Genomic DNA, 15,256 nt, shown 5'->3' with positions numbered 1-15,256 from the left:
AATGACTGACCAATGACTAGGCAAGGGCGGCCATGATGGTGCGGGCGACGCCGTCGTGGTCGTTGTCGTATTCGGTGATGGCGTCGGCGGCCTCGCGGTCTTCGGACTCGGCGTTGATCATGGCCATGCCGTGGCCCGCTGCCTGCAGCATGGGGATGTCGTTGATGTTGTCGCCGAACGCCCAGGCGTCGGCGAGACGCTTGCCCAGGTATTCGCATAGCCACGTGAGGGCCGTCCCCTTGGTGGCGCCCTCGCCCATGACCTCGATATTCATGGCGTACGAACGCGTGACCTCAATGCCTCCGAGCGTGTCGAGCGCCGTCGCGATGGCGTCGCGATCGGCCGGGTTGTGCCAGTACATGGCGATACGTTCGAGCGTCTCGACCTCGTCGATCTTGCTGTCGATATCCATGTCGATCGGCGTTCGTGTGCGCTTGAGTGAAGCCGCGATGTGGGGGTCACCGCCGCAGAACTCATCCAGGCGCCCGTATAGCGAGCGGGGGAGGAAGCACTGTCCATCCGCGAAGATATCGAAGGTCACATCGTGGCCGGCGGCAATGCGATGGATGCGGTGGGCAATGCCGCAATCGAGCGGTCGGCTCAAAATGCGCGTAGCACGTGAGGTGTCGGTGGGCGTATCTTCGTCGAGCCGCCAGACGCTGGCGCCGTTGGCGCAGACCGCGTAGTGCACGGCGGGATGGGCGAGAATGGGCTCAAAGATGCCCGACAGCGGGCGCCCCGTGCAGGGAACAAACTCGATGCCACGACGTGCGAGCTCGTCGAGCATTGCCCAAGTGGCGTCGCTCATCTGCTTATCGCTCGTCAGCAGCGTCCCATCCATATCGGAAAACACAATCATTCGTTGCGATCCTTTCTACTGGCATAAAAAGTGTGGCCAAGGGCTTGGGTCCCTGGCCACGCTCGAGTTCTATAACGGTCCGCGTCCTAGCGGTCAGCGAGCGGCTTGTACTCCAGCGGCTCGATCACCGGACGATAGGCCGGGCGAATAATACGGTGCGCGCAGAAGAGCTCTTCCATGCGGTGCGCAGACCAGCCGGCCATGCGGGCGACGGCGAACAGCGGCGTAAAGAGCGTCTCGGGCACGCCGAGCATCTTGTAGATAAAGCCCGTGTACAGGTCGATGTTGGCACAGATGGGCTTGGTCATGCCGTGATCGCGCATCACTTGCGGGGCCAGGCGCTCGATGCGCTCGATGAGCGCGAACTCCTCGCCCAGGTCCTTCTTGGCGGCAAGCGTGCGCGCGTAACGACGGCACACCTCGGCACGCGGGTCGCTCAGCGTGTAGACGGCGTGGCCCATACCGTAGATGAGACCCGTGCCGTCGAAGGCCTGCTTGTCGAGGATCTTGCCCAGGTAGGCTGCGACCTCGTCCTCGTCCTCCCAATTGGAGACATGCGCGCGGATGTCCTCGTGCATGGAGACAACCTTGGCGTTGGCGCCACCGTGGCGCGGGCCCTTGAGTGAGCCGATAGCCGCGGCGTAGGCGGAATACGGGTCGGTGGCCGAGGAGGACAGCACGCGGCAGGCAAACGTGGAGTTGTTGCCGCCTCCGTGTTCGGCATGCAGCATGAGCATCACGTCGAGCAGCATGGCTTCGTCGCGGGTGAATGCCATGCCGCCGCGCAACACCTGCAGGATGGTCTCGGCGGTGGAGAGACCGGGTGTGGGGTGCGGTACATGAACCTCGGAGCCGCGGCGCTTGGCGACCGAGGCCATATGCGCGAAGGCGGCGATGCGGGGGAGACGGGCGAGCATGGAGATGGCGACGTCGATTTCGTGCTCGGGCGTAATGGCGTCGGGCTCGGCGTCGAAGGCGTAGAGCAGCAGCACGGCGCGCTGAAGCACATTCATGATGCTCGACGACACCGTGGTCATGGGGAACTCTTTGACGTACTCATCGCTCAGGTGCCTAAAAGCGCCCAGACGTCCGCAAAAACCGTCGAGCTCCTCTTTGTTGGGCAGCGAGCCCGTGATGAGCAGGTAGGCGACCTCTTCGTAGCCATAGCGATTCTCGGCCTGGGCGTTGTTGACCAGGTCCTCGATGCTGTAGCCGCGCAGCGTAAGCTTGCCCTGGTCGGGCACGACTTTGCCGTCGACCTTGTTGTAGCCGTGCACGTCCGAGATGCGGGTAAGGCCCGCGACCACGCCCGAGCCATCGGCATTGCGCAGGCCGCGCTTGACGTTATGCTCTACGAACAGGCCCTCGTCGTACGGGGCGGTCGGCAGGCCGTGGTAGAGGCTTTCACTCTCAGACGAAATCTGACGGCTCGCCTCGTAATCCAGAACCAGGCGGCTCAGGTGATCGTCGAAGCGGTAGTAGATTTTCTTGGCGTCGTAGGCCATGCGCGCTCCTCTCCGGTCCGCTTTGGGGCCGCGCGCTTGGACGATATGACGTCAAGCTGCCCCGAGCGGCTTGTTCACTACAGGCGGTACATAAAGTTAAAGACGTCCTCGCGCTGGATGGACACGTTGACGCCCGAAAGCTCGCCGGCCTCGGCCAGGGCCTTCTGCAGCTCGGCGAAGTCGAGCTTGGACTCGGCGGTGTCGGCCAGCATGGTCATGGTGAAGATGTCCTCGATAATGGACTGCGTGATGTCGCGGATGTCGACGTTGGCCTCGCCCAGAACGCGGGTGACGCCGGCGACGATGCCGGGGCGGTTCTTGCCAAGGACGGTGATGACGATACGGGAGGACGAGATCTCGGCCATGGGAAACCCTTTCGCGTGGTTGCGGCGCGCGCGGGGCGCTCCGCTACGGTACAGTGTTCATCATTGTACCTGTCTGGCGCAAAAAAGGCGCGCTCGCTGCGGCGTTACATGCCTGCAACATGAGCGTAAGGGGGAAGGCCGTACGGGGAAGAGCCGTCTGGCGCGTGTCCGGCTCGTGTTGGGTTGATTTCCGATCTCAGCCGAACACATTGAGCGGACAGGCCGTTCCCGCAGTCAGCCGAACGCCTCCGACGGCTGATTCCGAACTGGAAGCGGAGGGCATCCCCGCCCTTCGGTAGGGGATACCGCTCCGCGGCGCATGCCGCGGGCGGCGCCCCTATCGGACCACCGTGACCTCAGTTGGGATGGGCCCAGCACTGCCGCGTACTCGGTGAGCTAGAGCCAACTGTTCATCTTCACGTCGCGTATGGCGATATTTCGGTCGTCCGGCTCGGTGATGCCGTAGCCGAACGCCTGGAGCGTCTCGATGGACTCCTGGATCCTCTGTTGGAACATGGGACCCGGATCGACCCTCGGCCCGAGGTGCCCGCGCCAAAGGCACGGCGTGGCGCGCAGCATGTTATGGATTTTGGAGATGGGCTCGATGTCGGCGTAGACGTTGAGCGTCGCCATGGCGTCCTTGTGGCCGAGGATCGATTGGAGCGCCTTGATATCGCCGCCTTGGCGGATCCACTGCGTTGCGAACGTGTGGCGAAGGCCGTGGAACGTGATCAGCTCGTCGTTGGTGCCCATGAGGCCGTTGGTCTCCGAGAACGTCTTGAGCGCCCTGCGGATATAGCTTGTCGTCGCGAAGGTCGCGCCCGGCTCCGACAGGATGTAGCAGTCCCCGATCTCGACCGCCCCGGTAAGGCCGCGCAAGCGCAGCTTTCCGCAGTCGATCTCGTGGGTCTCCTTCAGGAAGGGGAGTAGGCCGACCGGGTCGATGGGGATACCCCTGGCGTCATGGGTCTTGGTGTCCTTGATGAACGAACCCATTCCCTTCGCGTACGCCACCGAGTGTCTGATCGAGATCAGGCCCGTCTCGAAATCCACATCGCACCACCGAAGGCCGCAGACCTCGCCGATTCGCATCCCCGTGTGCAGGGCGAGTACGACCGCCCTCTAATCCTCGGCGGACCAATCGAGTCCGAACTCCTTTCGGGCATCCTCTTCGCTCATGACTTCGAGAAGGTCTCCGGGTTGGCAACGAAGGGCGAGGCATAGCTGTTCGAGTGTGTTGAAGCGAATGCCGCGAATATGCCCTTTTTTAATACGGGACAGGTTCACGGGCGTGGTTCCAATCCTTTCGGCAAGTTCGTTCGAGGAAATCTTTCGCTCGGCCATGATCTTGTCGAGGCGAACAATTACGGGCATGGCGTTTCCTTACGCAATCTCGTCGGAGTCGAGGTACAGCTCTCGGGCGTACAAGAAGAGCTGGGAAAGCATGAACAGGACGATGCCGAGAACCAGAGAGGTCCAATCGAATGATGAAGCGATCTCTTGGGCGCCGACGGCCCCCTCGCCGCCAAACATCGAAACGGAGGTTTTGAGTGAGCCGGCGTAGAGGCTGGTGGCAGCTTGAACAACGAAGAGAATGCCGAGCACCTTCAAGCATGTCGCAGACCCTTTCTTGAAGGGGTCTCCGCTCTTGATCGTCCACACGAGAACGGCGCTGAGGATGGTCGTAGCGATACCGATGACGGCAGGGACCAATGTCGAGATCGCAAGGGCTGGATACGCGGGGGAGTCTGCAATTACAGGGTTGTCGAGCACTTCGATTGCTGGCTTTAAGGAGAACGCCACTTGTGCGATGGCGGTGGCGCAAAGGGTCGCAGAGGCTATCGCACATGCGATGCGGAAGGAATGAAGCCGGGGAGTGCGATTGTCGGAACTCATAATAACCTCCGAAGAATTTAAAAAACTCAGGTTACTTTTTAACAGTTTATGTTAAATTGACTTTGCCGGCAAGTAATAAGGGCCGAGCATTTTGTTCGGCCCCTCTGTTCCGACTGGATGAGGTTAAGGTTGGCGATGAATATGCTCAAAATCTCGAAGGCGATCTTTAGGTCGCTTCTCTCCTCCAGGTCGCTCTGTGTTGTCGTTGTTGCGTTGATGGCTCTTTGTGCTCTGCCCGTCTTCAGGAGCGCGGCTGGCATCGACGGACGGGTCGAATACCTCGAGTCGGGAATAACCCGTGTTGAGCAGGAATTGTCAGCATCCTATGCGGATGCGCTTGTGAATGCGGGGGAGGACGGTGTCTATACCTCTTCATCAAGCATGCCCGCGCTTCTGTACCCTCTTGCCGCGGGACGTCTTATCTTGGCACCGCTCTCTCCCCTACTTCCGTTTCTGCAGATATCGGATGGAGAGTACACCTATTATGACGGATCGAAGGAGTACTTGCTATGGGTCGCAACGGCCGTTGCCGTCTCGTTCCTTGCCGCGCGTCTTAACAAACGTGAAAAGCTCATCATCCAGGCACCGATGGGCGAGCTGGGTAGACTTGTTGCATCGAGCGTATGGGCGAGTGTTTTTGCAATGCTTGCCGTCCTCGCCATCAATCTTCCAGGGATAATCGCCGCGCTTGTGAAGAATGGCCCGGGCTCGCCGTTCTATCCGATAGGCTACATTCAATATGCGACTCCGGTTATCAAACCGGCTTGGCTGGTGTTCGCGCAGACGGCCATCTTGCAATTCTTGGTGGCAGCGTTCATCTCGCTTGTCGTTCACCTTGCCGTGAAGATTGCCAATAACCCTACGCTTGGAATCGTGTTCGTATGTGCCCTGATGGGGGTGACGATGGTTCCCGGGTATTACGGAAGATCCATCGCTTTACGTGAGTTCGCCCTGTTGAATCCCCTTACGTATGCGAACACTGAGTTGACCGTCGGCGCCTATAGCCCGTACCCGACAACGCAGATAGTGAATCTGCCTGGACTTTGCTTCGAGCGTGGCGCGATTGCCCTCGTATGTGCAATCGGGATCGAGGTGCTGGCAATTAGCCTGCTTTGCGTTGCTGGAAAGAGCGGCTGCGCGTGCCCGATATCCCCGATTTGTCTTGAGAGAGGTTCCTTCACTGCATCGAGAACGGCAACTCGTTCGAGCGCTTGTGCCTCCGCCGTTGCATACGTAAGAACGATGGGGAAACTGCTCCTGCGTTCTCCTACCCTCGCCGTATGCGCGATTGCAATGTCGACGACGATGCTGGCCCCGGCTCTGGTCGAGATGTTTCCTGACGCTGATAACGTTTCCGCTGTTCGGTATAGGGATGGGGAGCTCCGTTCAATAGATCGGTATCTAGAGCAGAACGCTGCGAATATGGACGTCGAGGGCAAAGCGGCCCTGGAAGACATGCGGGATGCTCTTTCGGGTTTCGTGTATGCGCCTATGCCTGCGGAGGGGTTTCGAAGCCTTGCGACGTACGAGCGCGCTCGAGGTGAGCTGGGCGCGGCAGATGCGACTCTCCTGCAATCGATCGGAATCGAGCCGGAGACTCCTTCTCGTGCGGAGGCGCGCGCCCTTCTGCTTGAGTCGATCGCGAGCTTGCCGGACCCCAAGGTTTACGAGTTAAGTACGAAGATGCCCCCATTAATCCTCCTTTCGTATCTCCAGGCAGCGCTTCCCTCCTTATTTTTGCTGTTGCCCGTGGTTGTCACATCGCTCGCGTGCACCCACCTGCAGTGTCGTTCCCTTCTGGTTCTCCAGATCCCCGCAACAGCGCATGTGCGTTTTCTGACGGCTGTTGCGCTGGCTCTCCTGCTTGGCTTGGTGCTGCTTTTGGTGTCGATGGTTCCCGCTGTCGTTGTGTCCGTGATTAAGAACGGTGCGGGTGGATCGGAGTATCCCGTCGCTCTCATTCGGGCGGGAGCTTCGACAACGTCCATGGTGGGGAAGGCGGTGTTGTGCAGTATTCCGTTGCTGGTCATGGCATACGGCGTGATTTCCGTCGTCGCTGCGTTGACAGCAGCGATTAGCCGCAACCCCGTTGTCACCGGAATGGTTTGCGCGGTTCTCTTGGTGTTGGGTTCGTTGAGCGCTCATGTTGAAAGCGTGGGCATGGGCGTCGCGCTGCTGGCTCCATTCGCCTCGTTTGATCCCGCTTCCCAGGTGGGGACGATTGGGTTCCTTGGGCGAGGGACGAACGCGATGCCTTTTGGAGAGGTCGCCGGCGCATCGGGCGCTCTGCTGGTGGTCTTGGGCGCCGTATCTCCGTTGATGGTGCGCCTGAGTGTTCCAAAGATCGAAAGGGGACGATCTCGATGATTGACCTTCAAACGCTGACGATCTCTTATGGAAAGAAGGTGCTCGTAGATTCGGTGAACGCTGAGTTTGCCCCGGGTACGGTCTACGGTCTCGTCGCTCCGAACGGGCATGGAAAGACGACGTTGCTGCGTGCGATGGCAGGTTTGCCGGGTCCTCGCGTGGACGGGAGCATCGTTCTGGATGAGGTGCAGGGTACGGGTGCGAGAGAGGTCCGTTCTATGATCTTCTATGCACCTGGTGAGGGGACGCTGCTGTATCCCGGATTGCGTGCGGAAGATCACCTCAAGATGGTTTGCGATATGTGGCCGCATGCTCGCGATATCGAAGAGATAGTGGAACAAACGCAGATAGGCGAGTTCGCGAAGATGAGGATCCGCACTCTGAGCCAGGGCATGAAGCAGCAGCTTACCCTGGCGATTGCGTATGCGACGGGCGCGCGGTACCTTCTATTAGATGAGCCCATGAACGCGCTCGACCCCAGCAGGGTGGACTTGCATTCCGAGATTCTCAGGAAGCTGGCCGATTCTGGTACGTGCATCATCATGTCATCCCACATCTTGGATTCGGTCGATAGGCTGTGCGATGAGATTCTGTTTTTGAAGGATGGGAGGCTCATTAGAAGCATTCCGCAAGATGATGCTGCGCCGAAGTCTCCTGGATCCCATTTCGCAAAGCCTGCCGGACGCGCCGAGGGTGCGCTAAGCACGTATCGGCGACTCTACGAAAAGGGCGGGTAGAAATGCAAGTTAAAAATCTATGTGGTCAATATAATACCGTTGAACCCGCGTATCGATACCGCTCAGCCATCCGCCTCGCCCCCGTCGCACGTATCTTCATCCGGTCTGTCATTATTAATCTAACGATGCTTTGGGAAATGTGGGTGCTTCCAAATGTACTGTCGACTTCTTCTCAAACTAATCCTAAGAGACAAGGCCGTATGGATCTCTACGCTCGTTCTCGCCGCAGCCTTCTCCATCCCCATTGCGTTCAATTCACCCATCTACGGGCCCTTCTTTATGAAACAGGGCATGCAGAGCTTTGTCGACGCATTCAATACGCGCGCGCCCCAGGCCGGCGGCACAGACCTATCTCCAGAGCAGCAAAATGACGCGGAGCTTGCAAGATACGCGAACGCCGCCCTTGCCGCTCAAACCGACGCCGCCTTTCTCGATTCTGCCGAGAGCTACTACGCGCTCATGGGCGAAGGCTTCCAATCCGGGTCCATCGTGGGAGACCGAGAGACCAATGACGCAGACCTCGCGTATTGCCGCGCCCTGAGCAGCTCCGGCATCACGGATATCCCGGCCTCCGCAAACGACCTGCCATTCCTTTCCTTCCTGCCTTACGCCATTGCCACGGCGCCGTCTTTCCTCCCCTTCATCCCCTTCCTTCTCTCGTCGATACTCGTGCTCGGCGCCACAAGGCCCGGGACCCTGGCGGCGAAGGCGCCCGTGCCCAAATTCCGGCGCCTTATCCAGATCGTGTTTTCGATAATCGTCGCGGGGACCGCGATGCTCCTCGCCGGCCTCGCACCCGGGGGCATTTACGCCTTGGCCCTAAACGGCTTCGGGCAAATTGGGTACCCGATCGCCTTCTTCCATGACGGCGCGCTTACCACCACGACCGCGGGAAACGTCTTCACGACCCTGCTTCTCGCGCTGCTTGCGGGCGGAACCTTGATATCCGTTTGCTCCGCCGTCCTATCGACCGCAACGAGGCGCGTCCTCGCGGGCCCCCTTACCTCCGCGCTGCTTGTCGCGGCTCCGGTATTCCCGTTACTGTCCGATTCGGCACTGGGGCATAGCGCCGCGCTCAATCTCCTGCCGCTGGCCGTGTTCTCGCCTATCGAGGCAACGGGTTACGTAGGATGCTTCCCGACAGAATTCATTGGCTCCGGTTCAGGCAGCGCATCGATGCTTGCCGTGGCCCTGGCATACGTCGCGGTCCTTTTTGCGGTCGGCGCCGTTGCGACACGTTCGCCCAAACAGGCTGGACCCGCTAAAAAGCACCATGGGCTCGAGCTTCTGGACGCGAGCGTGGGATACGGGAGCACGACGATACTTTCAATCGGATCGCTTTTCCTGAGCCCGGGAACGGCGGTGGGCCTCGTTGCTCCCAACGGCTCGGGGAAAACCACCCTTCTTGAAGCGCTGTCGGGCCAATTTCCCACCCGCATCCGCTCGGGAAGCCTGTTGGCAGACGGAATCTGCCAGCGTCGATCAGCCGAATTTGCAGAACTCGTCTACCTGAGCTCTTCGGGCAGCGCGGATCTCTATCCCACGCTATCGGCCATCGAGCACCTTGCTTTCGTTAGGGAGGCGTGGAAATCGGCCGCCGACATCGACTCGCTCTGCGACTCCCTCGGAATCTCCCCATATCTCGACAAGCCGACCCGTAAACTCTCGACAGGAATGAAGCAGCAGGTAAAGCTTGCCATGGCGATAGCGACCGATTGCCCGTACCTCATCCTCGATGAACCGCTGAACGGCCTCGATCCGGGAAAACGGAAAACCTCCTGCGACGCGATGCGCAGCGAAGTGGCGCGGGGACGAAGCGTGCTCATTTCAAGCCATCTACTCGACGACCTGGCAGACCTCACCAACTCGTTCTACTTCATCGAGGCCGGCACGCTCGTGGAAAAGATCGAGTCGTCCTCGCAGACGCTCAAGCAGGAATACCTCGATACATACGAGCGAGGTGAATGACATGAAACTATTTGAACAGTTGAAGTCCAATGCGTCGCGCATGGCTGTCTACGCCATCCTCGTGGCAACGGCTTTATGCGGAATCGCGGCACCTGTCTATGCGCTCAACGGGGAGAAAGGCGATGTCGAACCCGCGTACATGGCTTCGACGGTTAAGGACCGGTACAAAGCCTTCTCTGGAGACACGTTTTACGTAGCAGAGTACGACACGACCTACCGTCAGCTTCGCTACAACAAGGGCTACGACTATCTAGGCGCAGAGGCAATCAGCTATACGTCGGGTTGGTACCGCTCCAACTATGGACACATAACCCAGTTCAAGTGTAACTACCGTGTGTACAACTAAAGCAACCGGCCGGGACGAGGGGTGACGCAAAAGCGTCGCCCCTCGTTTTTAACCATGTCAACTGAACCTAGTTCAGTTTGGTTGATTTCCGATCTCAGCCGAACACATTGAGCGGAAAGGCCGTTCCCGCAGTCAGTCGAACGTCCCCGGGGCCCTTCTCAGGCCCCGGGGACGGCATTTTCCCAGTTGAAGGAACGGTGGAGATGTGTTTCGATGGGTCAGATTCGTGTCGTTCCGAAAAGACCGTGAACCTTTTGTGTGACACGCGGCGCCGTGGTACCATAGCCGAGTTTGTTGTCTTGGTCGGAAACCAAGACGCCTTATGCGCTGATCGGTAACCAGCGCCTGACCAATAAGGAGTCCTACCATGAAGCAGGGTATCCATCCCCAGTATGTCGAGTGCACGGTGACGTGCTCCTGCGGCAACACCTTCAAGACGCACGCTACCGTGTCCGAGATGAAGGTCGAGCTTTGCAACGAGTGCCACCCGTTCTACACCGGCCAGCAGAAGTTCGTCGACACCGGTGGACGCGTCCAGCGCTTCGCCGACAAGTTCGGTGGCGCCGCTGCCGCTCAGCTCAAGAAGGCCGAGGAGGCCAAGGCCGCCAAGGCCGCCAAGGCTGCTGAGGCCGAGGCTGCTCGCAAGGCCGCCGCTGAGGCTAAGGCTGCCGAGAAGGCTAAGCGTGCCGCTAAGTTCGCCGAGGAGGCTGCTAAGCAGGCCGCCGAGGCTCCCGCAGAGGCTCCCGTCGAGGAGGCCGCTGCTGAGGCCGAGACCACCGAGGCTGCTGAGTAAATAGCTCGCCGCGGAATTGCTCGCATTCATGGCATAAGGGCCGCGCATCCGTTTGGGTGCGTGGCCCTTTTCTTTTTATTGGTGCAAGCTAACCCGTCCCCATTGCACCGGGTTGGTGCGAAGGGGCAGATTGGTTTGCGCCAAATGGCAAAGAGACAGCGTTTTCCCAGATAAAAGCTGACAAAATAAACCGGTCCCTTTTTGGCAGGCTGTCGTAGTTATTACGTGGTCGAGTGTGTCGACCGCATAGGCGGCGCCTTGTTTGGCTAAAGTACATTTATCTGTGTTTAACTCGTCCAAGGTTTCATGCCGCGGGCGATGGCCAAAAAGGAAAACCACATGGGATTCATGTCAAAGCTGCTGTCCTTTGGATCCGATAAGGACCTGAAGCGCTACTACAAGATCGTCGACAAGATCAACGGTCTTGAGCCCCAGTTTGAGAAGATGACCGAGGAGGAGCTCCGCGCCCAGACCGATAAGTTCCGTGAGCGCTACGCCAACGGTGAGTCGCTCGACGACATGCTCCCCGAGGCCTTTGCCACCGTGCGCGAAGCTTCCAAGCGCACTATGGGCATGCGTCACTTTGATGTACAGCTCATCGGCGCCATGGCGCTGCACGAGGGCCACATTGCCGAGATGAAGACCGGCGAAGGCAAGACCCTCGTCTCCACGCTGGCCGGCTATCTCAACGCTATCGCCGGTAAGGGCGTGCACGTCGTCACCGTCAACGACTACCTGGCCAAGCGTGACTCCGAGTGGATGGGTCGTATCTATAAGTACTTGGGTATGACCGTCGGTCTGCTGCAGAACAACATGCCGCTCGAGCTTAAGCGCCCGGCCTACCAGGCCGATGTCACGTACGGCACCAACTCCGAGTTCGGTTTCGATTACCTGCGCGATAACATGGTCACCCGCCCCGAGCAGCGTGTGCAGCGCGGTCACAACTACGCCATCGTCGACGAGGTTGACTCCATCCTGATCGACGAGGCCAGAACGCCGCTCATCATCTCGGGCGCCGGCACCAAGTCCGCCAGCACCTACAAGGACTTCGCGCGCGCCGTGCGCGGCCTCGAGCGCGGCGAGGACGTCTCGCACGACATGCTCACCGCCACCGAGGACGTGGAGCCCACGGGCGACTATGTCATGGACGAGGCCAAGCACACCATCGCCGCCACCGAACGCGGCCTTAAGAAGATTGAACGCCGCCTGGGTATCGATGACATCTATGCCGATCTCTCCGGCCAGCTGGTCAACCACCTGCAGCAGGCGCTGAAGGCCCAGTACATGTTCCACCGCGATAAGCAGTACGTGGTCACCAACGGCGAAGTCAAGATCGTCGACGAGTTCACCGGCCGCATCATGGAAGGCCGTCGCTATTCCGAGGGCCTGCACCAGGCCATCGAAGCCAAAGAGGGCGTGCTCGTGCGCGAGGAGAACCAGACGCTGGCAACCATCACCCTGCAGAACTACTTCCGTCTGTATGACAAGCTCTCCGGCATGACCGGTACGGCGCTCACCGAGGACGCCGAGTTCCGCGAGATCTACAAGCTGCCCGTCGAGGTCATTCCCCCCAACAGGCCCGTGCAGCGTGTTGACCACGAAGACCTGGTGTACCGCACCATCCAGGCCAAGTACAACGCCGTCGCCGACGATGTTGAGCAGCGTCACGCCAAGGGCCAGCCGGTCCTGGTGGGCACCGTCTCTATCGAGAGCTCCGAGAAGCTGTCCGCCGCCCTCACTAAGCGCGGTATCGCGCATGAGGTCCTTAACGCCAAGCACCACGAGCGCGAGGCCCATATCGTTGCCCAGGCCGGCCGCTACGGCGCCGTGACCATCGCCACCAACATGGCCGGTCGTGGTACCGACATCTTGCTGGGCGGCAACCCCGACGAGCTGGTGCGCGAGCGCCTGGAGTACGAGGGCCTGACCATGGAGGACGTGACGCCCGAGCAGCTCGAGCAGTTTAACGCCGAGGCCAAGGAGACCTGCAAGGCCGAGCGCGAGCGCGTGCTTGCCGCCGGCGGCTTGACCGTTATCGGCACCGAGCGCCATGAGTCCCGTCGTATCGACAACCAGTTGCGTGGCCGTTCCGGCCGTCAGGGCGATCCGGGCGAGACCCAGTTCTACCTGTCGCTCGAGGACGATCTGATGCGCCTGTTTGGCGGCGACAAGATGGACCGTGTCTCCAAGATGATGGTCACGGCCGATATGGGCGACGACATGCCCATCCAGCACAAGATCATCTCCAAGGCCGTCGAGAGCGCCCAGCACAAGGTCGAGAGCATCAACTTCTCCATGCGTAAGAGCGTCCTTGAGTACGACGACGTCATGAACAAGCAGCGCCAGGTCATTTACGCCGAGCGCAACAAGATTCTGGACGGCAAGGACCTGACCGACCACATCACCGAGGTCATGCACGACACTGTGTACCGCTGTGTTCAGGAGTTCTGCACCAAGGACAGCCACGAGGGCGAGCGCGATCTTGAGGGCCTGCGTAAGTGGGTCGTCGAGCTGACCGGGCATATCGATACCCCTCAGTTCCCCGACGAGGACTTTGAGGCCCTGGCCGCCGATGTCCTGGCCTATGTTGAGAAGTGCTACAACATGAAGGCCGAGCGCCTGGGCGAGGACCTGATGCGCGAGCTCAATACCCAGGTTATGCTGCGCGTCATCGATACGCGTTGGATGAACTACCTGCAGGAAATGGACTACCTCAAGACCGGTATCGGCCTGCGCGGCTTTGGCCAGCGCGACCCGCTGGTTGAGTATAAGACCGAGGCCTACGGCGCGTTCCAGATGCTCGTCGATACCATGTACGAGGATTACCTGCGCACTGTTCTGCGCATTGAGCTCAAAGCTGCCCCGCAGGCTGTGGAGCACAAGGAGGACCCCGCCCTTAAGGGTGCGCACTTCTCTGGTCCCGCCGAGGTCGATGGCGACAACAGCGATTCGGTACTGCGCAAGCAGGCTCAGGTGCAGGCCCGCACCGCCGTCCAGGGTGGTCCGGCTGCCGTTAACAACGGTGGCAAGGTGACGACCTACCGCAAGTCCGAGAGCGATGACCCTTATGTCAACGTGGGCCGCAACGACCTGTGCCCTTGCGGTAGCGGTAAGAAGTTCAAGTACTGCCACGGCAGGAATCGTTAATGGCCGAGACTCTAGAGGTAACGCCTGCCGAGTTGGACGCATTTGCGGACCGACTCGGCGAGGTCGAGTCGTACCTCCATTTGGACGAGAAGCGCACCCGCGTAACGGAGCTCGAGGCCAAAAGCGTCGCCCCGGGCTTTTGGGACGATGCCGATGCCGCTCGCGCCACGATGGAGGAGATTGCGCGCGCCAAGGAGGACATCGCCGCCGTGGATACCGCGCGTGGTGAGCTTTCCGATGCTCGCGCCGCGTTGGAGCTTGCCGAGGAAATGGGCGATGACCCCGATGCCGCTGCGCTGCGTGAGGAGGCTGCCGCTACGGCGGAGCGCCTATCCCGCGCTATCGACGAGCTTGAGCTTGCGAGCTGGTTTACCGGGGAGTTCGACCATGGCGACGCGATTGTGACCATCAAACCCGGACAGGGTGGCTTGGAGGCCCAGGACTGGACCTTCATGCTCTTTAAGATGTACATGAAGTACTGCCAGCGCCGCGGTTGGAAGGTCACCATCAACGATTGCCCCGCGGCCGAGGTCATCGGCATCGATCGTGCGACCTTTACCGTCGAAGGCAAGGATGCCTTTGGCATGCTTCGTGCCGAGGCCGGTGTTCACCGCCTGGTGCGCATTAGCCCCACCGACGACAAGAAGCGCCGCCAGACTACGTTTGCCGGCGTCGAGGTCATTCCGGTACTACCCGACGATATCGATATCGAGATTAGTCCCGATGACATTCGCGTCGACGTGTACCATGCAAGCGGCCCGGGCGGTCAGGGCGTCAACACCACCGACTCCGCCGTGCGCGTGACGCATTTCCCCAGCGGTATCGTGGTCACGTGTCAAAACGAGCGCAGCCAGATTCAAAACAAGGCCGCTTGCATGCAGATCCTCAAGGCTCGTCTGTACGAGATTGAGCTCGAAAAGCGCGCTGAGGCCCTGGATGAGATTCGCGGGCCCAAGACCACTATCGGCTTTGGCAACCAGATCCGCAGCTATGTGCTCTACCCGTACCAGATGGTTAAGGACCTGCGCACGGGCGTGGAGACCAGCAACGTCGAGGCCGTTCTTGACGACGGCGATCTGGATCCGTTTGTGATTGGCTATCACCGTTGGGCTACCGGCAACGCTGATGCAGAAGGCTCGGAGGTCTAAAACATCGGGCGGCTTCAAGCCGATGCCAAGCCTAACGGTTGGACGGGTTTGTATCCAGAACAAACCCTGCGCAGGGGTGGTTTTTGTTCGGCGAATCGGTAGAATCGAATACAGCAAGAAGTTCA

At 59.9% G+C, this 15,256-nt stretch carries 13 protein-coding genes; 7 read left to right on the top strand and 6 right to left on the bottom strand.

What is annotated here, in order from left to right; genetic code table 11:
- Positions 1–16: 16 nt before the first annotated feature.
- From DW870_RS00490 to DW870_RS00465, 6 genes are all read right to left on the bottom strand, one after another.
- Entirely contained in the window at positions 17–859 is an 843-nt protein-coding gene (locus DW870_RS00490) for a Cof-type HAD-IIB family hydrolase (RefSeq protein WP_117769441.1), read from the bottom strand.
- A gap of 86 nt (positions 860–945) precedes the next feature.
- Complete coding sequence (locus DW870_RS00485) at positions 946–2,364, bottom strand: citrate synthase (RefSeq protein ID WP_117769443.1); 1,419 nt, start codon at positions 2,362–2,364, stop codon at positions 946–948.
- Positions 2,365–2,441: 77 nt separating this feature from the next.
- A complete protein-coding gene (locus DW870_RS00480; RefSeq protein WP_006235289.1) occupies positions 2,442–2,729 on the bottom strand; it encodes an ACT domain-containing protein in 288 nt (95 codons plus the stop codon).
- A 396-nt stretch (positions 2,730–3,125) separates the two neighbouring features.
- Entirely contained in the window at positions 3,126–3,833 is a 708-nt protein-coding gene (locus DW870_RS00475; RefSeq protein ID WP_255413485.1) for a site-specific integrase, read from the bottom strand.
- A gap of 18 nt (positions 3,834–3,851) precedes the next feature.
- Positions 3,852–4,103 carry a helix-turn-helix transcriptional regulator gene (locus DW870_RS00470; protein ID WP_006235292.1) on the bottom strand — a complete coding sequence of 84 codons (252 nt, stop codon included), beginning with the start codon at positions 4,101–4,103 and terminating at the stop codon, positions 3,852–3,854.
- Between the two features lie 9 nt (positions 4,104–4,112).
- A complete protein-coding gene (locus DW870_RS00465) occupies positions 4,113–4,625 on the bottom strand; it encodes a DUF2975 domain-containing protein (protein ID WP_006235293.1) in 513 nt (170 codons plus the stop codon).
- Positions 4,626–4,760: 135 nt separating this feature from the next.
- On the opposite strand from DW870_RS00465, the gene DW870_RS00460 reads away from it, so the two are divergent.
- The 7 genes from DW870_RS00460 to prfB all read left to right on the top strand — a co-directional run bounded on the left by DW870_RS00460 (position 4,761) and on the right by prfB (position 15,131).
- Positions 4,761–6,992, top strand: a complete 2,232-nt coding sequence (locus tag DW870_RS00460; RefSeq protein ID WP_117769447.1) for a hypothetical protein — start codon at positions 4,761–4,763, stop codon at positions 6,990–6,992.
- Positions 6,989–7,729: an ATP-binding cassette domain-containing protein gene (locus tag DW870_RS00455; RefSeq protein ID WP_117769450.1), complete on the top strand. Its 741-nt coding sequence runs from the start codon at positions 6,989–6,991 to the stop codon at positions 7,727–7,729. Before DW870_RS00460 ends, DW870_RS00455 begins: the two co-directional genes overlap by 4 nt.
- Positions 7,730–8,008: 279 nt before the next feature.
- A complete protein-coding gene (locus tag DW870_RS00450) occupies positions 8,009–9,697 on the top strand; it encodes an ATP-binding cassette domain-containing protein (RefSeq protein ID WP_158565174.1) in 1,689 nt (562 codons plus the stop codon).
- A 1-nt stretch (position 9,698) separates the two neighbouring features.
- A complete protein-coding gene (locus DW870_RS00445) occupies positions 9,699–10,043 on the top strand; it encodes a hypothetical protein (protein WP_006235302.1) in 345 nt (114 codons plus the stop codon).
- A gap of 367 nt (positions 10,044–10,410) precedes the next feature.
- Positions 10,411–10,836 (top strand): 50S ribosomal protein L31, encoded by a 426-nt coding sequence (rpmE, locus tag DW870_RS00440; protein WP_006235303.1) that lies wholly within the window; start codon positions 10,411–10,413, stop codon positions 10,834–10,836.
- A gap of 339 nt (positions 10,837–11,175) precedes the next feature.
- Positions 11,176–13,983 (top strand): preprotein translocase subunit SecA, encoded by a 2,808-nt coding sequence (gene secA, locus DW870_RS00435; RefSeq protein WP_117769454.1) that lies wholly within the window; start codon positions 11,176–11,178, stop codon positions 13,981–13,983.
- A complete protein-coding gene (prfB, locus tag DW870_RS00430) occupies positions 13,983–15,131 on the top strand; it encodes a peptide chain release factor 2 (protein ID WP_117769456.1) in 1,149 nt (382 codons plus the stop codon). The genes secA and prfB overlap by 1 nt, the downstream gene beginning before the upstream one ends.
- Positions 15,132–15,256 lie beyond the last annotated feature (125 nt).

Origin of the sequence: Collinsella sp. AM38-1BH, from assembly GCF_003467545.1 — a bacterium.
Classification (GTDB): domain Bacteria; phylum Actinomycetota; class Coriobacteriia; order Coriobacteriales; family Coriobacteriaceae; genus Collinsella.
The sequence above is the reverse complement of the archived record's forward strand: the minus strand, read 5'-3'. Positions and strand labels throughout refer to the sequence as shown.